Consider the following 19,825-nt stretch of genomic DNA (forward strand, 5'->3'; position numbering starts at 1 on the left):
GGTTTCGATCGATGACGGAGACGAACGAGACTCCGCGCGCGGCGCGCATGGTCGACGTCGCGCGTCTCGCCGGAGTCTCGCAACAGACGGTGTCGCGCGTGGTCAACAGACACACCAACGTCGCTCCCGAGGTACGTGAGCGGGTCGAGAAGGCGATCTCGCAGCTGCGCTACCGCCGTAACTCCGCGGCGCGCAGCCTGGCGACGAGCCGCTCGATGAACCTCGGAGTGCTCAGCTACGCGCTGTCGGTACACGGCCCGGCGCTCGCGTTGTTCGGAATCGCGGAAGAGGCCCGTCGCAGTGGTTATGCGACGAGTCTGGTGAGCATCGCCGATGTGGACCGGGCAAGCATCAAGAAGGGCCTCGACTCGCTCGTGGACGACGGGGTCGATGCGATCGTGGTGCTGGCACCCATGACGGCCGCTATCGAAGTGCTGCACAGGCTCGACTCAGACGTACCGGTCGTGCGATTCGAACAGGGGTCGCCTGCCGGCCCGTGGACCGTCTCCGTCGACGAGACACTCGGCGCTCAGCTGGCGACTCGGCACCTGCTCGACCTGGGACACGACACCGTTCATTTCATCGGTGGTCCCCCCGGGTGGATGGCCTCCGAGGCGCGCCGTCGCGGCTGGCAGGCCGAGCTCGCCCTTGCTGGGCGAGTCACTCCACTCGAATTCGAGTCCCCGGACTGGTCGGCGGAGTCCGGATACCGTGCGGGCGTGAAAATCGCCGCCGATCGCTCGATCACGGCCGTGCTCGCAATCAACGACGTGATGGCGCTCGGCTTGATGAAGGCCCTCGATGACCACGGGCTCTCCGTTCCCGGAGACGTGAGTGTCGTCGGATTCGACGACCGAGACGAATCGGCATACTTCCGTCCCGCCCTGACGACCGTGAGACTCGATTTCACCGAGGTCGGCCGACGTGCCGTCGAGAGTGTCCTCCGCACCCTCCGCGGCGAACCCGCCGAGATCATCCCGCTCATCCATCCTGAGTTGAAGGTTCGAGAGAGCACCGGTCCAGTGCGCTGAGGTGACGTATCTCCTCACTGAGAGGAGAGCCGCTGTCAACCGGGTTGGCCGCATCCCCGTTCGGGTCTACTTTCCGCAGGAGAGACGAGCCGAACGAAGGAGATCTGAGATGGCGACCACGTCCAAGAACGCGAGCAAGACCACGAAGGCTGCGACGACCCCACGCACGTCACGCCCGCGAGGGGCAGCGCCAGGCGAGCACGAGACCCGTCGTGAGAACGCAGAGAACGGGTTCGTGGCATCCGGATCGCTCGCCGGTGACCTGCAGCGTGTGCAGGTCGATCTGATCGAGCTGTCGCTGCAGGGCAAGCAGGCGCACTGGAACATCGTCGGCAAGAACTTCCGGGATCTTCACCTCCAGCTCGACGAGATCGTGGAGGCTGCCCGCGAGTTCAGCGACGCCGTCGGCGAGCGCCTTCGCGCGCTGCACGCGACCCCCGACGGACGGTCGCGTACGGTCGCCGAGCAAACGGCGCTCGCCCAGTTCCCGAATGGCGAGATCGACACGTCGGATGCGGTGGACCTGATCACGGACAGGCTCGAGACGGTCGTGCGCACGATCCGCTCCGTGCATGACGACGTGGATGAGGAGGATCCCACCTCTGCCGACCTGCTGCATCAGATCATCGAACGGTTGGAGCAGCTGGCTTGGATGGTGAGCGCTGAGAACCGCAGGCCAGCCACTCGCTGAGCCCGGCCGTACCGTGGCACTCGACGAGTATCTGGAAGCGGCAGCCGAGTGCGCCGGCCATGTTGCGCCACTTCTCGAGGTACTGTGCCGGACTCCGCCTGCTGAGCTGCTCCCGCCGCCCGGATCGGGCCAGACGGCGCAACGCTTCCGGGGCCTCGCGAAGGTCGCAACCGCGGATGTGACCGCTGCACGCGTGCTGGAACCACACCTGGACGCGGTTGCGATCCTCCACGAGGCGGATGCCCCCCTTCCGAAAACCGGCACCACCTGGGGCGTGTTCGCGGCCGAAGCACCCCAAGCGGAGTTGGTCGCATACCAAGAGGGGCAGAACTGGGTGCTGCGGGGCCGCAAAGCATGGTGCTCGCTCGCTGGCAGCCTCACGAGCGCTCTCGTCACCGCTGCCACTCCGGAAGGCGGGCGGCGAATGTTCGCCGTCTCACTGAAAGCCCCGGGGGTGAGCGTCGAACCGGCCCACTGGGTCGCTCGCGGCCTCGCTGAGGTCGTCAGCGGGCCGATCGACTTCGACGGCGTCCCGGCGGATCCCATCGGTGACGCCGGCTGGTACCTCAGTCGGCCCGGGTTCCGCTGGGGTGCGGTCGGGGTCGCCGCATGTTGGTGGGGAGGCTGCCTTCCTGTGCTGGATGCGCTCGTCACGCGCTGTCGCAAACGACCCGACGACGCGATCCTCGCCGCGGGCACCGGCGAACTCTACCGTAGTCTCGACGCCGGCCGGTTGGCTCTCGAGGATGCGGCGGAGCGGATCGACGGAGGCAGCGCCCCGGACGCGGCCGTGCTGGCCCATTCCGTCCGCGGCACCGTCGCCGATGCCGTCGCGGCGACACTGGATGCCGCTCGAGACGTGCTCGGGCCGGCAGCGCTGGCGTTCGACGAGGGGCTGGCCCGACGGTGCGCAGATCTCGAGCTGTACGTGTCGCAGTATCACCGCGGCCGAGACGACGCTTCGCTCGCCGGTCACCTGGAGGAAGGGCCGCTGGCGTGGTGAGCTTCGACCCGTTCGTCACGACGACACCTTTCGACGTGTGGGAGGGCGAGCCGCGGTGGAACCTTGTACCCACCCGAAGGCGCACCTGGCTCGCCGGCTTCGACAGAGTCGTCGTGTTCTCCGCGCATCCGGATGACGAGACGCTGGGGGTCGGGGGCCTGCTCGCATCGTGCGGCGAGCTCGACATCCCTGTCTCCGTGGTCGTCGCAACCGAAGATTCGGGCGAACGGACAACCGAGCTGGAGACTGCGCTCGACCGTCTCGGCGTACAGGCGGACCTGACGTTCCTCCACCACGTCGACGGCGGGCTCAAATACGCGGCGGATGCGCTGCGAGCTTCGATCGACGCGATGCTCACTTCCCACCGCGGTCCGCGGACACTGGTGCTGGCCCCGTGGCCGGGTGATCGGCACGGCGATCACCGGACCCTCGGACGCGAGGTCGCCGACGCGTGCGCGCTGCACGGCGACACCCTCCTTTTCTATCCGATCTGGTTATGGCAATGGGGTACACCGGAGGACATGCCGTGGCCGCGCGTCAGCGAGGTCGAGTTGACTTCGTCGACGCGCGAGCGCAAGCGGGAGGCGCTCACGGCCTTCGTCACGCAGCTTCAGTCTGAGGCGAACCCTCTGGGTGTGCTCAGCCGTGAATTCCTCGAGCGAGCGATCGGAGGAAAGGAGGTGCTCTTCGAGCCCGAGATCAGCCCGTCGACCGAGCACTTCGAAGCGCTGCATCGGGCGAGCGCCGATCCCTGGGCGGTGCGCACCCGATGGTACGAACGACGCAAACGCGCGTTGAGTTCCGCCGCCCTGCCGAAGGAACGATACGAGCGAGCGTTCGAGATCGGCTGCTCCAACGGTGAGATGTCTGTCCTCCTGGCTGAGCGCTGCGACGCACTGCTCAGCGTGGACAGCGCTTCGAGCGCGGTCGCACTGGCGACCGAGCGGACGGCCGGATGCCCGAACGTCTCCGTCCGACGGATGCGCGTCCCCGACGAGTGGCCGGACGGCGGTTTCGATTTGATCGTGGTGTCGGAGGTCGCCTACTATCTCGCAGCCGATCAGTGGGCAACGGCCGTCGACCGCATCCTGAACTCTCTCGCTGACGGAGGCCACGTGCTGCTCTGCCACTGGACGGGACACGCGGACGACTTCGCTCAGACGGGCCGCGAGGCGCATGCGACGTTCGCGAACAAGTCGGGCATTCACGCCATCGTCCGTCACGTCGAGGAGGAGTTCGTTCTGGAGGTGTTCGGGTGACCGTGAGCCGGTTGCTGATCGTCGTGCCGGCGCGCGACGAGGAATCGACGCTGCAGGACTGCCTGGAGTCGATCGCTGCCGCGCGCGCCGCCGTCCACATCCCCTCGACCGTCGTCGTCGTGCTCGACTCGTGTACGGACAGATCGGGCGAGATCGCCCGAGACTTCCACGATGTGCTCGCGATCGAGAGGGATCACGGAAACGTCGGTCGAAGCCGCCACGACGCTGTTCGTGCGGGGCTGGCCACGATGACGACGCGCGCGAGCCGTGTCTGGATTGCATTCACGGATGCCGACAGCTGCGTGCCGGCGTCGTGGTTGCAAGAGCACCTCGCCGCTGCCGACCACTCGGACGCCTACGTCGGTGCCGTCGTGCCGCACCTGGCCGATCTGGATCCGGAGCGGCGTCGAACCTGGGAGCGCACTCACCCGCCCGGCGCGACGCTCGGCCATGTCCACGGTGCCAACCTCGGTGTCCGAGCCAACGCGTACAGACACGTCGGCGGCTTCCTTCCGCTCTTCGTGGGCGAGGATGTGGACCTCGTCGCTCGGCTCCGCGCGGCCCGTTTCCCGATAACCGAGAGCGAGCGGCACCCCGTGATCACCTCGAGCCGGCTCACCGGGCGCGCGCCGAACGGATACGCCGCCTACCTGCGGGACCTCACCACCTGACGCCGAAGCAGCGTCACCGTGAGTGAGAGCGCGGTGGCGAGTGCGCCCAACGCGGCGATGCTCCAGGCGAGCGCCGTCCCGGGTATCCGCCCGAGATCGAAGGACGCGACCACGACGAGCAGCGCGGTGCCGAGCGCGGTACCGATCTGCGCGCCGGTGTTCAGGATGCCCGAGGCGCTGCCCGCGAGGCTGTCGGAGACGTCCGTTCCGATCGAGGTGGCGCCCACCGAGGCGAGACCGAGGCCGAACCCGGCGATGCCCACCCCGACGGTGATTCCCCACCACGTGCCGTATGTGCACGCGAGCACGATGTTCCCGCCTGCGATGATGCCGAGGCCTGCGATCGCGAGACGCCGCGAATCGAGCCATCGCGAGAGCGTCCGTACCAGCGAGGATGCGACGATGACGGCAATGCTCAAGGCCATGAGGGTGAGCCCGGCGGCGATCGGCGATGCGTCGAGCTGACCCTGCAGAAACAGGGTCGCGATCACTGCGGACGAGCTTGTGGCGGCGGTGTTCACGAACGACACCAGCGTGCCCACACGGATGTTCGACGACCGGAATGCGTCCAACGGGATGAGCGGGTCTGCGGCCAGTCGCTGTCTCACCACGAAGCCGGCGCCGATGAGTGCACCCGCGACGATGCCTGCGACGCCGAGCGCGCGGGTCGACGCGGATTCCAAGAGCGAGCATCCGAACACGATGGCCATCACTGCGCCGATGAGAAGAACCGCGCCGAATGCATCGAGTGAACCCGTTCGCTTCTGCGGAGGCAGCACAGGGATCACGCTGAGGATGCCGGCGGCGAGCAGCGCTCCCACGGGCGCGTTCACCCAGAAGACCGCTTGCCAGCCGAGCGACTGCGCCAGCACGCCGCCGACGAGGAAGCCCGACGCTCCTGCCGCAGCACCCACCGCACTCCAGGCGGCCAGTGCGGTGGTTCGTGCACGTCCTTCCGGTGAGGCGTGGAGGAGGAGCCGCAACGCAGACGGGACGGAGATGGCCGCCGCCGCTCCTTGCGCGGCGCGAGCGATCAGCAGCTGTGCGAGACCGGTCGCGGTGCCGCCGACGATCGAGACGAGAGCGAACATGACGATGCCGGCGAGGAGGATGCGGCGGTGGCCATAGCGATCGCCCAGGCGCGCGCCGAGCACAAGGAATCCACCGAAGAACATCGCGTACATCGTCGCGATCGGTCCGGCCGCGGCCTCATCGAGATTCAGCCCGTCGATGATCGCAGGGATCGCCGTCGTCGCGCTCGTCACACCGAGCACGTCGACGAACTGCACGAGGCAGAGGACGGTCACCACCCATCGGCGCATGCAGAAAAAGTAGCCGCCGCCACCGACAGAACCCTCGCTGACGAGGCGGCACGGGTGAAGCTACCCTCCGATTCGAATTGGTCAATCGGGTGACGAGATCGCCGGATGCGGGTGAGAGTTCGGGTCACGGTAGCGACAAGCGCTACCCGATGACCAACGGAGGTCGACGTGTTCTTCCACGTACAGCACCTGATCAATGAGATCGAACAGGACGAGCCTGATCCTGCCGCCGCGAACGCCTTGCAGGAGGGGCTGGGTGGGCAGTTCGGCGAGATGCGGACGATGATGCAGTACCTCTTTCAGGCGATGAACTTCCGAGGGCCGGCGGCGAAGCCGTATCGGGATCTCATTCAGGGAATCGGCACGGAGGAGATCAGCCACGTCGAGCTGATCGGCACGACGATCGCGCGCCTCGTTGATGGCTCACCGCGCTACCAGGGCAAACTCACCGATCCGCTCGACACTCCTGGCGCCGGCGGTACGATCCCCTTGAACATCGCGTTCTCGGAGGGGAACATCCATCACTATCTGGTGGGCGCCCAGGGTGCTTTGCCGGTGGATGCGGTCGGCAACCCGTGGTCGGGCAGTTACGTATACAACTCGGGCAATCTCGTTCTGGACCTTCTCTACAACCTGATGCTGGAATCGACGGGACGCCTCCAGAAGTGCCGGATCTATGAAATGACGGACAACAAGACGGCCCGGTCGACGATCGCCTACTTGATCGTCCGTGACCAAGCGCACGAGAACGGATACGCGAAAGCATTGGAGACTCTCGGCGTCGAGTGGAACAAGCTTCTTCCGATCCCGAAGACGAACGCCGAGAAGTTCCCTGAGGTCAAACGCCTCACCGATCTCGGGCTCCAGAGCAAGCAGTACACGTTCGACCTGGCCGGCCAGTCTGAGGCGGGGAAGATCTTCCAGGGCTTGTCGCCGTCGAAGGACGGCACCGACCTCGATGCGTCAGAGCAGGCACCCGAGGGCGTCCCTTCCGTCATCGCCGAGGAACGCCTCGAAGAGTTCGCCCCCGGTCTCGACCCCGAACTGCTCGATCTCATTCAGGCGACCGCAGACCTGGAACTCGCCGACGTCGACGCACTGTTCGGACCGGTCGCCAAGAAATGACGCGCGAACAGGGCATGCGTCCGAATCCGTTTCGCGCGAGGGGTGGATTCGAAGCGGAGGTGGGGTGAGAATCCGGCTTATGCGGAAGCTCATCTATGCGGGAACCACCTTTTACACCGGTGATCGTCTCGCGGCCGCCTTGCTTGAATATGCGAGCGCGCTCGCTCAGAACGGCACTGCGCAGACGGTCGTGATTCCGGCAGTCAGCGACTCCGGCGAGCACGGCGACTTCGAGCTCGTCATCGGGCCGGCAAGCCAATTGGTGAGCGAGCCGGCTCATATCGATTGGCCGGAAATCGTCGATGACGCGCTGGCCGAGCATCTCGAGCAGGAGACGTCCTCACTAGCCCCGTCCCGTCCCGAGCTCGGCCCTGAAGAACGGGACGGGACTTGGGGTGACGATTATCTCGGGAATTGAGCGAGGCTCAGTGCACGAGCGTTCCACGCACCTCGTTTCCGGATTCGTCGGTGACGACAAGTCCGCTGGAGCTGGACGCTGAGGTGCCAAGCGCTTCGATCCAGTTGCGGTTGATCGGCGGGGTGGTAGCGCCCGCGTAGGTGAAGATCAGGGGGATGGATGGGTCAAGCCAGATCGTGCAGCGACCGTCGCCGGCGGCTGGGGGTTGCGCCAGTTCATGGCGAATCCTTCGCGTCGACGGAGCTTGTTGATGATCACGACCTCGAGATGCCGGAGGAGACAATCCTCGAAGCTGATCTTCACGCCGTTGTAGTGCAGCTCGCCCATGACGATCCATCCGATCCCTTGACTGGCATGTCCGATACCGTGGCCTGCCGTGCGGGGCGGTCGTCGACGAGGTCCGTCGACAACCGCCCCGAGCGCAGCACGGATCAGGCGGAGATGACCTTCTTGTTCTGCTCCGACATCGATTCGACGGTGATCTTGCGCGGCTTCGCACGCTCAGCAACCGGGATGACCACGCTGAGCACACCATTGTCGTAGGTGGCGCTGATGCCCTCGGCGTTCACGTCGTCGCCGATCGAGAACTGACGCGCATACGAACCGAACGGTCGCTCCTGCGCGAGCCAGCGGGCGCCCTCCCGATTCGCCGCTGACCGTTGCGCGCGGATCGTCAGCAAGTGACCGTCGACATCGACGTCGACAGAGCCCGGGTCCACGCCGGGGAGGTCCGCGTTGAGCACATACTGGTCACCCTCGCGGAAGAGGTCCACCGGCATCATCCTCGGCTGCCTGCTGGTGTCGAAGATGCTCTGCGCGATCCTGTCCAGCTGGCTGAAAGGATCAAATGACATCGACATAATGAGATTCTCCTTCCTCGTCGGGCGGGTGAAGACGCCCGGATTTCGCAGATGATCCAGAAAATCTGGATCTGTTGACGCATATTTTCTACACCAACTGTTGACAGCAAGCAACACCGTTCAGCAAACTTTGGGAATGAACGAAAGTGCCGCGAGCCGCCCGGTCTACAGCATCACGGTTGCCGCGGAACTCGTCGGCTTGCCGCCGGCGTCGCTGCGCCTCTTCGAGCGCAAGGGACTCCTCACGCCTGCCAGAAGCGCGGGTGGCACCCGCCGGTACAGCGCCGACGACATCGAGCGGATACGCCGTGTCGCCGCTCTGCAGGGAGACGGGGTGAATCTGGCGGGCATCGGACGAGTCCTTCACCTCGAGGGCGAGAACGCGGAATTGCGGCGCGAAATCGCCGATGCAGCGTCGCCTGCAGTCATCGAAGACGATGACTCCACGCCCGCGGCCGAGTAGGCCAGGGGCGCCAAGGCGCACGTATTAGACAATTTCTCCCCGCGTTCTGGCTAGGAGTCAATCGGCTGGCGGAGTTCGTTGTGCGGGGTTGAGTTGCGCTACCGCGCGTTGGCGCGCTCGTTCGAGGGAGAACAAGAATGTCCGAAACAACATCGCTGTACGGAGGCTCGGAGGAGCCCCAGGGCAGCACCGGCGGAAACAGTACCGTCGATACAGCTCGCGAACAGGCCGAGCACGTCGCTGGGACGGCTGCTGAAGAGGGACAGCACGTCGCCGAGGTCGCCAAGGAACAGGCCGGTGCTGTTGCCGACGAAGCGAGGTCGCAGGCGAAGGATCTGTTCAAGCAGGCGCAGGACGGCTTGCGAGATCAGGCCGCCCAGCAACAGGAGCGGGTCGCTGCAGGGTTGCAGTCGGTGAGCGAGGAACTCTCGCAGATGGCGCAATCGTCGCAGTCGCAAGGCGTGGCGAGTGACCTGGCGAGGCAGGCGGCCGGGCGCGCGCAGGGGATCGCCTCCTGGCTGGGGCAGCGGGATCCCGGGTCGCTGCTGAGCGAGGTGAAGTCTTATGCCCGTCGCAATCCGGGAACCTTTATCGCCGTCGCGGCCGTGGCGGGTGTGCTGGCTGGTCGCCTGACTCGATCGCTTGCGAGCGGCGATTCCGACTCGGCGCAGTCGTCGAGCGACAACCGGCACGCGCCCGAAGTGTTCGATGCTCCGGATGAGCGGGCACCGATGCGCGCACCGACCGCCCGAATCGTTCCAGCAGACGCGAGCGCCGACGGTGTCACTCCGCCCTCGCATGTGGCGGACTCGCCTGGATTCGACACTCAGGGTGGTGGTTGGCGATGACCGACGAGCAGACGCCGTCGGAGGCGAAGGCCGCGTCGACATCGCTCGGCGATCTGTTGGGCGAGGTCACCCGCGACCTCTCCACCCTCATCAGGCAGGAGGTCGAGCTCGCCAAAGCCGAACTCCGTCAATCGGCCACGCGGGCAGCCAAGGGCGCGGGGATGTTCGGTGGTGCCGGCTACGCGGCCTTGATGGTGTTGTTCTTCCTCTCGGTGGCGCTGTGGTGGGGGCTCGGCTACCTCGTTGGGAACGCGTGGTCGGCGGTGATCGTGGCCGTCATCTGGGCGATCGTCGCCCTGATCCTGTTCCTGCTCGGCCGTAAGCAGCTGGCCGAGGTGAGGGGCTTACCGCAGACGGTGGACTCCGTCAAAGAGATACCCGAAACGCTGAAACGAAATGGAGAGAACCGATGAGTGACGACCCCGACGCGATCCGCGCCGATATTGAGAACACCCGCCGTGAACTGAGTGGCGATGTGGATGCGCTGGCCGACAAGGTGACACCGTCGAAGATCGCGCACCGCCAGACCGAGAAGGTGAAGTCGGCGGTCAGGTCTGTCACCGATCGGGTGATGGGATCGAACGACTCCGGTGTTCACGCCTCGGCTTCGTCGATCGGGAACACGGTCTCCGACGCCGGTCGGGCCGTTGTCGACAAGGCCGAAGGCAACCCGCTCGCGGTCGGCCTGATCGCGTTCGGTGTGGGCTGGTTGGCCGCATCCCTGATACCCGCCAGCCGTAAGGAGCAGCAGATCGCCGCGAACGTGAAGGATGCCGCGCAACCGCTGATCCATGAGGCCGCCGACGCGGCCAAGCAGGTCGCTGAGGATCTCAAGGAGCCGGCCAAAGACGCGGTCACTGCTGTGACCGACACCGCAAAAGACGCTGTCGGGACAGTGAAGGACGAAGCAACCGATTCCGCACAAACCGTCGCTGACGAGGCCAACGAAGCCCGCCACGTCATCGGCGACAGCAACGGCTGACACCAGGAAGATCCCGGGGCGCGGACCGCGCACGCGCACGCGTGCGCACCACGGTTCGCGCCCCGGTGACCTGCCGAGCTATCGCGACGTTACCGTTTGCGCTGCACGCCGAACCTGGTTCAGCCGCTGTACGAGCAGCGTCACCACCCCGCCGAGCGTGATCGCGGCGAGGTTGATGACCAACTGGATGAGTGCGCCGACGGACTGTTCGGTGACCCCGTAAGCGAGAGCGACGGCGGCGTTCGCTGCGGCCGGAACGGTCGTCACCGAGATCAGCACCCCGACGAGTGCGCCCGACTTCGCGGTGGACAGGGAAAGGAGGCCAGCGATCCCGGCGAGGAAACCAACCACCCAGCTGAGCACGTTCGGTCTCCAGATGAAATCGGTCAGAGGCCGGGAGTGCAGCAGGTCCGCGGGTGACATCAGGTGGAGCGCCGTGAGGAGCCAGGTGAACAGGATGGTGATCACGATGGCGGCGCCGAACCCGACGGCGAGTGCGAGGACGGACTGGGCGATCATCCGTCGCCGCCACCGCACGAGGCCCACCGAGAGAGCAGCGAGCGGGCCGAAGTCCGGGCCGACGACCATCGCACCGACGATCAGGATGGGCTCGTCGAAGACCACGCCGATCGCACCGATCATGGTGGCGACCGACATGAACGTCAGGAAGGTGGGGGAGAGGCTGGTCTCCTCATGCGTGCGCTGCTCGATCTCCTGCCACACCACCGCGTCGGCTGCATGACCGGGGGTGGCGCGGCTTGCCCGCTTAGCCGAATCAGAGATCTCGACGCCGATGTCGTCGACCGAGATCGATCCCTCGTGTTGCACGCCGAGCAGTTGAAGCCGGTCGAGAAGGATGCTCAACCCTTCACGCGCGACATCGCAGAGCACCAGGTCGCCGGGAGGTCGGGTGGCGGCTTTCGGGATGCGAACTATGTTGGTCGTCGCGGCGCTGTCCTCGAGGGTGGCGAGCACCCGGTCGACGAGGTCGGCGGGGGCGATGATTCGCAGATGCTGCACGTGGCCAGTGTCGCCGCAAACGAGGCGCGCCCGTGGCGATCGGGGGCGTGTCGGTGAACGCGCCCGAAGGGCTTCAGGGCTCGAGCTGCGGATCGGTCTTGAAGCGGATCAGCTTGTGGGTTCCGTCGCAGAAGGGTTTGATCGTCGATACCCCGCACCGGCACAGTGCGACGGTGCGACGATTCTGGGGGATCGGCTCTCCGTCGGAATCGAGAATCGTGACAGGACCACGCACAAGCAACGGCCCGTCCGTGCACGCGACGATGGTCGGTTGCGATTCGCTGGTGGCGGTCATGCGAGAACCACCGCCGGCTCGCGAAGGGAGCTCCGTCCCGCCTGCCAAGAGTCGAGGATGTGGCGGCCGGCGAGCCCGTCGATGTAGAGGCAGGCACGAGCACCGAAGATGATGTCGGTGAGCAGTTCCGGATGCTCTGCGGCCAGCCCGCCCGCGAGGTCGCGGCCCGCGATCTGCTCGTGCACCGCATCCGCTTCGACATGTTCGTCGTAATAGTCGGTGACCTCTGTGCCGTAGCCGAGCCGTCGGAACCCGTTGCCGTAGAGCCGGTTCGGGATGGAGGACGTCATCTCGAACGCAGCCAGGTGGCCGGCGATCGCCCCGCGCAGACGCCGATTCAGGCCGAACATGGACATCATGTTGAACGAGGCCAGAGTGACTGCGGGAACACGATCGATGTACGTGCCGTAGCTGTCGTCGAGCCCGAGTCCGCGCATGGTCTGCGCGAAGATCGCGGCGTGCATCCGGTCGGGGCGGCCGCCTCCGTATTCGTCGGATTGAACCTCGACGAGCGCAGCCTTCGCTCGGCCGGTCAGCCGTGGGATCGCCCAGGAGTGAGGATCGGCCTCTTTGAGCGTGTAGATCGAGCGTTGGATGACGAATTCGATCGCCTGCTCTTTCGTCGCCTTCTTGGCCAGGTAGCGGGAGATCCTCGGCCCCTCGTCCTCCGAGGTCACGGCGAACAGATAGGAGGCGACCGCTTCGGCTTCTGGCGCGGGAAGTTCGCCGAGGTCGATTCGCTCGCGGAGTTGTTCCTCGAATCGCTCTTCGATGGCGGTGCGCAGCGTCACCTGCGACGGATGCCACTCCCAGCGGTCGTCGGCGTCGACGATCCCGCCGTACGAGAGCCCGTAGCTGAGCAGGAGCGCGAGTTGGAGGTCCTCGTCGGTGATGACGTCCAGGTCGCGATCAAGGGACTGAAGGGTGAGCTCGAGGGCGAGCTCCATGTCGGGGGAATCGGGCGTCGCGGACTGCGCGAGGGCGGTCAGGAGCTGCTCGCTGACCGGTCCGCGCGGGGTGATCGGTACTGTCATGCTCCGACCGTGAGCCGAAGGCGCCGCCGAGTCAAGCCATTGCGCGAGCGTATTCATCATGCGTACGTTGTGCGACGGACTGGAGGTGTTCGGATGCGCACGACGATCGGGATCGAAGAGGAGTTCGTCCTCCTCGACCCGGCGACGCTGACTCCGGTCGAGTGCGCGAAAGGTGCTCAGGATGCGCTTCGCCGCACCGGCGATCGGGCCGGCACGGTCACCCCCGAGTTCTTTCCGTCCCAGCTCGAATTCGCCTCGCCTGTCTGCGAGACGACCGGAGAGGCGGTGACCGCGCTCGCCGCCTTTCGCGAGGAGCTGCGCTGCTGGTCCAACCGAAACGGCGTTCTCGCTGCCGGAGTAGGAGTGCCATACCGTGTCGCCGCCGCCGCACAGGTCACGAATGAGAAGAGGTATCGGGACATCGCCGCCCATTTCGGCGCCATCGTCGCGGACCATCAGATCAACGGGATGCACGTGCATGTCGGGGTCGCTGACCGCGACGAGGCCATCCGGGCGCTGAACCGGCTCCGACCGTGGCTCCCGACCCTGCTAGCGCTGTCGGCCAATTCGCCGTTCTGGCAGGGAGCCGACACCGGTTTCGACAGTTGGCGAGCCATCCACAGTCGTCGGTGGACCACCTTCGGGGTTCCACCACCGTTTCGGAACGGCGACGACTACGATCGCCGGACTGCCGCGTTGCGCGGGGTCGGGGGAACCTCGGACGCGGGCACGCTCAACTGGGTGGTGAGACCCTCCGACCGGTTCCCGACCATCGAAGTGCGGGTGTTCGATGCTCAATTGCGACCCGAGACGAGCGTCGCGCTGGCCGCACTGATCCGCGGTCTGGTGGTTTCGGAACCGGTCCGCGATCTGCCGGTCGGCGAGCCGGAGCTCCTCGACGCCGGGCTCTGGCACGCGGCGCGGAACGGGCTCGCATCCGACCTCGTGGATCCGAGCACCGGTTCGCTCAGTTCGGCCGCTGAAGTCGTCGAAGCGCTCCTCCGTGATGCTTCTGCTGGGCTGGCGGAGCATGGCGACGAGGAGCTGGTCGCATCGACCGTCGAGCGCATCCTGAGTGATGGAAACGGCGCAACCCAGCAGCGGCGCGCGCTCGACCAGGGAGGAACAGCAGCCCTGGCCGAGCTGATAGCGTCGCAGAGCTAGCTGCTACGGGTCACGCCGCTTCAGGATGCAGGACGACCTTGGTCCAACCGGCGTCGCGTGCGTCGAAGTGGGCGAACGCATCCGGAGCATCGTCGATGGACAGCTCGTGGGACACGATCGCGCCCGGTGTCGCCTTGCCGTGGATGATCAGGTCGCGAAGCTCGCGGTTGTAGCGCTTGACCGGGCACTGGCCGGTGCCGATCGAGATGGCCTTCTCGAACGCCGACCCGAAATCGAATCCGATGCGGCCTTCTTTCGCCCCCTCCGTCGCGGCGCCGGGGTCTTCGGGGACGTAGACGCCGACCACGCCGATGCCGCCGGTGGCGCGTACGACGCCGACGAGGTTGTCGAGCACGAGTTCCGGATGCTCGTGGCCGGACGCGTCGTGCGCCTGGTACCCGACCGCCTCCACCCCACGGTCGACGCCGAATCCGTCGGTCGCGTCCATGATCGCCTCGACGACGTCACCGTCTGCGAGGTCGACGACGGTCGCACCCATCGACTGCGCGAGCGAGAGCCGGTCGGTCTCCTTATCAACGACGAACACCTGGGATGCGCCGCGGATCATCGCGCTGTGCGCCGCCATCAGGCCGACCGGTCCGGCGCCGAAGACGGCGACCGTCTCACCAGTGCGGAAGCCGCTGAGCTCGACGCCGTGGTATCCGGTCGGAAAGATGTCGGAGAGCATCGTGAAGTCGTTCTCCCACTGTGTTCCGGCGGGGAGTTCGAGCAGGTTGAAGTCGGCCCACGGCACTCGCAGCAGTTCGGCCTGGCCGCCCCGGTACGGTCCCATCTTCGGGTAGCCGTATCCTGCGCCCGGGTTGCCCGAGGGGTTCGCCCGCAGACATGCCGATGTCCAGCCCCTGTTGCAGTTGCGGCAGGTGCCGCACGCGATGTTGAAAGGAACGGAGACCCTGTCCCCGACGGCGATCCGTTCGACGCCGGCACCGACTTCCACGACGACACCCATGTTCTCGTGGCCGAACACCGTTCCGCTCTCCATATCGGCGCGGCCTTCGTACGGGTGCAGATCTGAACCGCAGATGTTCGCTGTTGTGATCCGGATGACCGCGTCGAGTGGATGCTCGATCTTCGCGTCCTCGACCTCCTCCACGACGACATCCCTCGGACCCTTGAATACGACAGCCTTCATGACTTCACCCTTCCTGTTGTCGGGTCGGACGGTACTCGGACCGATCGATTCGGAAACGGGATTGTCGGCAGCGAGGTTCGAGGGTAGCCGGAGCCCACCTGAACGCTGGCGGCTCAGCTGGAGGTTCGGTCTGCGGCGTTCATCTCCACGGCGAAGCGGTCCACGATCTCGCTCGCGAGGAACCCGAGCGGTGCGTACTCGCGGGCGAGCGTCCGTCCGGCCGCCACGTGCAGGTACGTTCCCCAGACCGCGGCCTGTAGTGGATCGCACCCCCGCGCCGCGAGGCCGGCGATCGCCCCGGCCAGGGCATCCCCGCTGCCCGATGTGCCGAGCCCCGGGCCGCCGTCACCGACCAGGACCAGACGACCGTGCTGGTCGGCGACCCAGCCGTTGCACGACACGACCGCCCGATACCGCCGAGCGATCTTCACCGTGTCTACGGCGGCATCGGTGAACCGCCCGCCGAGCAGAACAGCTGCCTCATCGCTGTTGGGGGTCAGGATGGCGGCCTGACCTGCGACCCGTCTCGGTCGCCCCGCGATGGCGCCGAGAACGTATGCGTCCAGAACAAGCGTGGCGCGAGGTGCGAGCGCCGAATGCAGGCGCCGCACCAGGCGGCGCGTCTCCTCGATGTCGTCCAGGCCCGGACCGACGAGGACGGCGTCGGCCGTTCCGAGATCTCGTGCAACGGCGGCGATCCCTCGTCCGCGGATGCTTCCTGCGGAGGTCTCGGCGAGCGGGACGACACCGGACTCCGGCATCGAGACGGCCGCGGCCGCTGCGACGGACGCCGCGAGCGCGATGGTGAGTCGTCCAGCGCCGACTCGGAGGGCGGCCCGGCCGGCGATCAGCGCGGCGCCCGGAGAACGGGCGGCACCGCCGATGACGACGATCTCGCCGCGGTCCCGTTTCGACGGTCCGGGCGCGGGAAGGGGCCGCGCCACCAGGAACGCCTCCGCCTGTTCGGCCCGGGACTCATTCGGCGACACGAGCGGTTCCCGGATGCTTGGTGGGAGGCAGACCGGCGTCGATGAGGTGCGCGTCGTCGGCGAAGCTCTCGAGCCGCCACCCCGCCCCCTCAGCGACAAGGGTGGTCACCGAGGCGTTGCCGACGACCCGCGTGAGGAGGAATTCGTTCAACTGCTTCTCGTCCCACTGGCACAGGACGTACAGGAACAGGCTGACCACAGCGTCGTGGGTGAACAGCACAAGAGGGCGGTCGCCAGTTGTCTGCCCATCCAGGAAGGAACGGACGCGCAGCGCGACATCCGTCCAGGCTTCGCCGCCCGGCGGCCGATAGTAGAACTTTCCGAGCCATCGCCGCCGCGCGGCTTCAGCCGGCAATCGTGCCTCCACACCCCGCGCGGTCAATGCGTCGATGATGCCCAGCTCCCTGTCCCGGAGCCGTTCGTCAACGCCATAGGTGGCAGCGCCTCCGAGTGCGAGCGTTGCCGTCTCCTGCGCCCTCCGGTATGGCGAGGTGCAGATCAGCGCGTCGCGCAATCGCCCGGCGAGTTCTTCCCGAAGGAGAGGGCCGAGTGACCGCGCCTGCTGTTCGCCGAGGGGCGAGAGCTGCACGTCGGCGTCGCGAGCTTCGACGGGGATCACCTCCCCTCCGGCAGCTTCTGCAGCCGCAGCCGCGACGTTCGCTGTGCTCTCACCGTGGCGGATGAGCAGAATCCTTCCCGCACTCATGGCGCGCACAGTACACCGGGCGCGACGCCCCGCCACCGTCCTCCCGCGATCGCAAAGATCCGCCTGCAAGACCGTCCTGACTGCGCAGGAAGTCAATCCCTTGAGACGTTCCGAGACGGTTCTACTTTGTGGAGCGAAGCCGGTCCGCTGTGGCACCGGCGGAGTCGGAGGGTACAACGATGAGCAAGAGACAAGTCGGCTTGTCCGCAGTGGCCTTGACCGCCATGGTGGCGCTGCTGTCCGGATGCGGGTCCACCGGGAACGCGTCGTCCGACGCTTCCTTCACCAAGGACGCGAAGGGCACCCTGAACGCGTGGGGGTTCGACAACGCCGACGACGTCGGGACGTCGCGTCTCGCCTACGCGAAGAAGCAGCTTTCGGGCCTCACGATCAAGATCGATCAGACCCCTTTCGACGCTCAGAAGTTCACCACCAGGGTCGCAGGCGGCAATGTCCCCGACGTCGTGCAGATGGACCGTCAATTCGTGGCGACGTATGCGGCGCAGGGGCTGATTCTGCCACTCGACAAGTGCTACTCCGCGCACGGCGTCGATCCGTCATCGTCGTACTACCAGTCCGTGCTCGACGACGTCACCTACAAGAGCAACGTGTACGCCGTCCCGCAGTTCTACCAGCCACCCGCGATCATCACCAACGAGCGGGTCATGAAGGCGGCAGGTGTCACGGATGCGGAGATCGACACCTCGAAGCCGGACACTCTCGTCGCAGCGATCACGAAGATGTACAAGGCATCAGGCGGCACCCCCAGTGTGCTCGGGCTCGACCCGCAGGCCACGGGCAACGCCGGACTCTGGCTTCTCGCTTACGGCGGCCAGATCATCGGCTCGGACGGGAAGCCGACCCTCGACGACGCTAAGAACGTCAAGGGTCTCGACGTCCTCAAGAAGATCACGGATGCACAGGGCGGCTACGCCAAGATGAAGAGCTTCAGCGACTCGTTCGACTTCTTCGGCAAGAACAACCAGTACGTGAAGGACCAGGTCGGCGCCGAGGTGGATGCGCAGTGGTACGTCAACGTGCTGACCCCGTTCGTCGATCTGGTCGACATCGGCGCTGTCCCGTTCAAGGGCGCTGACGGGAAGCCGTTCACGGTCGCATCCGGAACCTCGTTCGTCATCCCGGCCGGAGCCAAGAACAAGGATGCCGCGTGCGCCTGGGCGCTCGATCTGACCGGGCTCCCCGCATGGGAGGCTGCGGGCGCTGCCCGGGCGCAGACCCTCGCGAAAACGCCGGGCGCCATCAACACCGGCATCTTCACGGGCTCGCCGAAGGCCGACACGACTCTTCGGGAGAAATACATCAAGCCGAGCGGAAACGCCGGGTTCGATAAGGCGATCTCCACGTTCTACGACGTGGTCGGAAGCGGCAAGTCGTTCGGCGCTTCTCCGGCCGGCCAGCAGATCCAGACGGAGCTTCAGAACGCGGTGTCCTCGGTGCTCCTCGGCAACAAGTCGGCGACGCAGGCGTTGAAGGACGCGCAGGCGTCGGCGATGCGGGCGTACGACCAGTCGACGAAGAACGCGAAGTAGGCGGTAGCCCCGTCTAACTGCCTGTCTCCTGCAGCTCATGGACGTCGCGTACGCCACGGAGCGCCGACCAGAGCACGAACGGGCAGATGAGCAGAGGGACGCCGGCCGCGACGATGGTCCACCGAGCGCCGATGAGGTCGCCGAGCGCGCCGCCGACGATCGCGCCGACGGGGAAGAGTCCCATCACGACCACCTGAAAGGTCGCGTTGACGCGCCCGAGGATGCGGTCGGGGCACAGTTGCTGACGGATGCTCAATTGCGTGATCGCGTAGACGATCTGCCCGAACTCTCCCGCGGCGATCCCGACGACGACGAGCAGCGTCCACCATCCCGGCTGCGCGAACGCGCTCGCGAGGGAGATCGGCGCCGTCACGGCGAGCGAGAGCCACACGATCCTCACCGACCCGACCGCTCGCGCCAGCCTGGTCGTGAACGCTGCTCCGACCATCACGGTCACCGACCCGACCGCGATGACGATGCCGATGAGCGTCGGGGTGAGTTCGAGCGTCCTGGACAGGAACACGATGTTGACGGCAGAAGCCATCGCGAACGAGAAGTTGCTGAGCGCGCTCGCGGTGGCCGTGGCGCGCAACGCAGGGGAGCGGAGCACGAACCCGAAACCTTCGGCGATCTCGGCCGGAATGCGGCGCCGGTTGGTCGGGGTCTCCGGCCGCGGTTCGACGGCCCGGATGCCGACGAGACAGAGCGCCGAGACGACGAAAGTCGCGGCCTGAACGAGCACGACCGTGGCCGCGCCGATCAGCGAGACGAGGACTCCGCCGATCGCGGGCCCCGCCACCTGCCCGGATGCGCGCACGAACTCGAGCGACGAGTTGCCGGCGAGAACACGGTCCCTCCCGATCACGCTGGGAAGGTAGCTGCGATAGCCGACGTCGAAGAACACCCGGGCGAACCCGGTGAGCAGCGACACGACCACGAGCTGCGCCATCGTCAGAAGGCCGAGCACGGCGGCGGCCGGGATCGTGGCCAAGAGGATGGCTCGGGTCAGATCGCTCGCGACGAGGATGGGGCGTCGCCGCATCCGATCGATCCAGGCGCCGGCTGGCAGCCCGATGGTCGCGAACGCGATCGTTGATGCTGCCCCGAGCATCCCGACCTGGAACGGAGTCGCACCCAGGGAGACGACCGCGAGCAACGGAACGGCCACGCCGCTGACCTGCGCGCCGAGCTGGCTCGTCGCCTGGCCGGTGAGGAGCAGGCGGAAGTCGCTGGACGCGAAG

General features: G+C 66.5%; 23 protein-coding genes. 13 read left to right on the forward strand and 10 right to left on the reverse strand.

Annotated features, from left to right (window positions below):
• Positions 1-11: 11 nt before the first annotated feature.
• The 5 genes from ACQ86A_RS04215 to ACQ86A_RS04235 all read left to right on the forward strand — a co-directional run bounded on the left by ACQ86A_RS04215 (position 12) and on the right by ACQ86A_RS04235 (position 4,655).
• Entirely contained in the window at positions 12-1,031 is a 1,020-nt protein-coding gene (locus ACQ86A_RS04215) for a LacI family DNA-binding transcriptional regulator (RefSeq protein ID WP_431279367.1), read from the forward strand.
• 109 nt (positions 1,032-1,140) lie between these two features.
• Positions 1,141-1,722, forward strand: coding sequence for a Dps family protein (locus tag ACQ86A_RS04220; RefSeq protein WP_431279368.1), 582 nt, complete (start codon positions 1,141-1,143; stop codon positions 1,720-1,722).
• Between the two features lie 13 nt (positions 1,723-1,735).
• The gene (locus ACQ86A_RS04225; RefSeq protein ID WP_431279369.1) at positions 1,736-2,725 is read left to right on the forward strand and encodes an acyl-CoA dehydrogenase family protein; all 990 of its coding nucleotides are present in this window, start codon (positions 1,736-1,738) and stop codon (positions 2,723-2,725) included.
• Entirely contained in the window at positions 2,719-3,984 is a 1,266-nt protein-coding gene (locus ACQ86A_RS04230; protein WP_431279370.1) for a PIG-L family deacetylase, read from the forward strand. The genes ACQ86A_RS04225 and ACQ86A_RS04230 overlap by 7 nt, the downstream gene beginning before the upstream one ends.
• Positions 3,981-4,655, forward strand: a complete 675-nt coding sequence (locus tag ACQ86A_RS04235; protein ID WP_431279371.1) for a glycosyltransferase — start codon at positions 3,981-3,983, stop codon at positions 4,653-4,655. The genes ACQ86A_RS04230 and ACQ86A_RS04235 overlap by 4 nt, the downstream gene beginning before the upstream one ends.
• On the opposite strand, the gene ACQ86A_RS04240 is transcribed toward ACQ86A_RS04235, so the two are convergent.
• Complete coding sequence (locus ACQ86A_RS04240; protein WP_431279372.1) at positions 4,631-5,977, reverse strand: MFS transporter; 1,347 nt, start codon at positions 5,975-5,977, stop codon at positions 4,631-4,633. The genes ACQ86A_RS04235 and ACQ86A_RS04240 overlap by 25 nt on opposite strands.
• A gap of 168 nt (positions 5,978-6,145) precedes the next feature.
• On the opposite strand from ACQ86A_RS04240, the gene ACQ86A_RS04245 reads away from it, so the two are divergent.
• Both ACQ86A_RS04245 and ACQ86A_RS04250 read left to right on the forward strand, forming a co-directional pair.
• The gene (locus ACQ86A_RS04245; protein ID WP_431279373.1) at positions 6,146-7,102 is read left to right on the forward strand and encodes a manganese catalase family protein; all 957 of its coding nucleotides are present in this window, start codon (positions 6,146-6,148) and stop codon (positions 7,100-7,102) included.
• A gap of 79 nt (positions 7,103-7,181) precedes the next feature.
• Positions 7,182-7,520, forward strand: coding sequence for a hypothetical protein (locus tag ACQ86A_RS04250; protein ID WP_431279374.1), 339 nt, complete (start codon positions 7,182-7,184; stop codon positions 7,518-7,520).
• 147 nt (positions 7,521-7,667) lie between these two features.
• Here ACQ86A_RS04250 and ACQ86A_RS04255 read toward each other — a convergent pair whose 3' ends face one another.
• Positions 7,668-7,847 carry a hypothetical protein gene (locus tag ACQ86A_RS04255; RefSeq protein WP_431279375.1) on the reverse strand — a complete coding sequence of 60 codons (180 nt, stop codon included), beginning with the start codon at positions 7,845-7,847 and terminating at the stop codon, positions 7,668-7,670.
• Between the two features lie 104 nt (positions 7,848-7,951).
• On the reverse strand, positions 7,952-8,380 hold the full coding sequence (locus ACQ86A_RS04260; RefSeq protein ID WP_431279376.1) for an Hsp20/alpha crystallin family protein: 429 nt from the start codon (positions 8,378-8,380) through the stop codon (positions 7,952-7,954).
• A 136-nt stretch (positions 8,381-8,516) separates the two neighbouring features.
• Between ACQ86A_RS04260 and ACQ86A_RS04265 the strand changes: the two genes are divergently transcribed.
• The 4 genes from ACQ86A_RS04265 to ACQ86A_RS04280 all read left to right on the forward strand — a co-directional run bounded on the left by ACQ86A_RS04265 (position 8,517) and on the right by ACQ86A_RS04280 (position 10,673).
• On the forward strand, positions 8,517-8,843 hold the full coding sequence (locus tag ACQ86A_RS04265) for a MerR family transcriptional regulator (protein WP_431279377.1): 327 nt from the start codon (positions 8,517-8,519) through the stop codon (positions 8,841-8,843).
• A 137-nt stretch (positions 8,844-8,980) separates the two neighbouring features.
• Positions 8,981-9,691, forward strand: a complete 711-nt coding sequence (locus ACQ86A_RS04270) for a hypothetical protein (protein ID WP_431279378.1) — start codon at positions 8,981-8,983, stop codon at positions 9,689-9,691.
• Positions 9,688-10,104, forward strand: coding sequence for a phage holin family protein (locus ACQ86A_RS04275; protein WP_431279379.1), 417 nt, complete (start codon positions 9,688-9,690; stop codon positions 10,102-10,104). The genes ACQ86A_RS04270 and ACQ86A_RS04275 overlap by 4 nt, the downstream gene beginning before the upstream one ends.
• Positions 10,101-10,673, forward strand: coding sequence for a DUF3618 domain-containing protein (locus ACQ86A_RS04280; protein ID WP_431279380.1), 573 nt, complete (start codon positions 10,101-10,103; stop codon positions 10,671-10,673). Before ACQ86A_RS04275 ends, ACQ86A_RS04280 begins: the two co-directional genes overlap by 4 nt.
• A 78-nt stretch (positions 10,674-10,751) precedes the next feature.
• Here ACQ86A_RS04280 and ACQ86A_RS04285 read toward each other — a convergent pair whose 3' ends face one another.
• From ACQ86A_RS04285 to ACQ86A_RS04295, 3 genes are all read right to left on the reverse strand, one after another.
• Positions 10,752-11,693, reverse strand: coding sequence for a DUF389 domain-containing protein (locus ACQ86A_RS04285; RefSeq protein ID WP_431279381.1), 942 nt, complete (start codon positions 11,691-11,693; stop codon positions 10,752-10,754).
• 73 nt (positions 11,694-11,766) lie between these two features.
• Positions 11,767-11,988, reverse strand: a complete 222-nt coding sequence (locus tag ACQ86A_RS04290; RefSeq protein ID WP_431279382.1) for a CDGSH iron-sulfur domain-containing protein — start codon at positions 11,986-11,988, stop codon at positions 11,767-11,769.
• The gene (locus tag ACQ86A_RS04295; protein WP_431279383.1) at positions 11,985-13,022 is read right to left on the reverse strand and encodes an iron-containing redox enzyme family protein; all 1,038 of its coding nucleotides are present in this window, start codon (positions 13,020-13,022) and stop codon (positions 11,985-11,987) included. Before ACQ86A_RS04295 ends, ACQ86A_RS04290 begins: the two co-directional genes overlap by 4 nt.
• A gap of 93 nt (positions 13,023-13,115) precedes the next feature.
• Between ACQ86A_RS04295 and ACQ86A_RS04300 the strand changes: the two genes are divergently transcribed.
• On the forward strand, positions 13,116-14,186 hold the full coding sequence (locus ACQ86A_RS04300) for a carboxylate-amine ligase (RefSeq protein ID WP_431279384.1): 1,071 nt from the start codon (positions 13,116-13,118) through the stop codon (positions 14,184-14,186).
• A 10-nt stretch (positions 14,187-14,196) separates the two neighbouring features.
• On the opposite strand, the gene ACQ86A_RS04305 is transcribed toward ACQ86A_RS04300, so the two are convergent.
• The 3 genes from ACQ86A_RS04305 to ACQ86A_RS04315 form a co-directional block, all read right to left on the reverse strand.
• Positions 14,197-15,339 carry a glutathione-independent formaldehyde dehydrogenase gene (locus ACQ86A_RS04305; protein ID WP_431279385.1) on the reverse strand — a complete coding sequence of 381 codons (1,143 nt, stop codon included), beginning with the start codon at positions 15,337-15,339 and terminating at the stop codon, positions 14,197-14,199.
• Between the two features lie 113 nt (positions 15,340-15,452).
• Positions 15,453-16,328 carry an NAD(P)H-hydrate dehydratase gene (locus ACQ86A_RS04310; protein ID WP_431279386.1) on the reverse strand — a complete coding sequence of 292 codons (876 nt, stop codon included), beginning with the start codon at positions 16,326-16,328 and terminating at the stop codon, positions 15,453-15,455.
• Positions 16,315-17,034, reverse strand: coding sequence for a histidine phosphatase family protein (locus ACQ86A_RS04315; protein ID WP_431279387.1), 720 nt, complete (start codon positions 17,032-17,034; stop codon positions 16,315-16,317). The genes ACQ86A_RS04310 and ACQ86A_RS04315 overlap by 14 nt, the downstream gene beginning before the upstream one ends.
• 179 nt (positions 17,035-17,213) lie before the next feature.
• On the opposite strand from ACQ86A_RS04315, the gene ACQ86A_RS04320 reads away from it, so the two are divergent.
• On the forward strand, positions 17,214-18,584 hold the full coding sequence (locus tag ACQ86A_RS04320) for an ABC transporter substrate-binding protein (protein ID WP_431279388.1): 1,371 nt from the start codon (positions 17,214-17,216) through the stop codon (positions 18,582-18,584).
• Positions 18,585-18,597: 13 nt separating this feature from the next.
• Here the strand turns inward: ACQ86A_RS04320 and ACQ86A_RS04325 are convergent, their stop codons facing one another.
• Entirely contained in the window at positions 18,598-19,803 is a 1,206-nt protein-coding gene (locus ACQ86A_RS04325; protein ID WP_431280361.1) for an MFS transporter, read from the reverse strand.
• Between the last annotated feature and the right edge of the window lie 22 nt (positions 19,804-19,825).

This window comes from Leifsonia poae (assembly GCF_050632195.1).
Classification (GTDB): domain Bacteria; phylum Actinomycetota; class Actinomycetes; order Actinomycetales; family Microbacteriaceae; genus Leifsonia; species Leifsonia poae_C.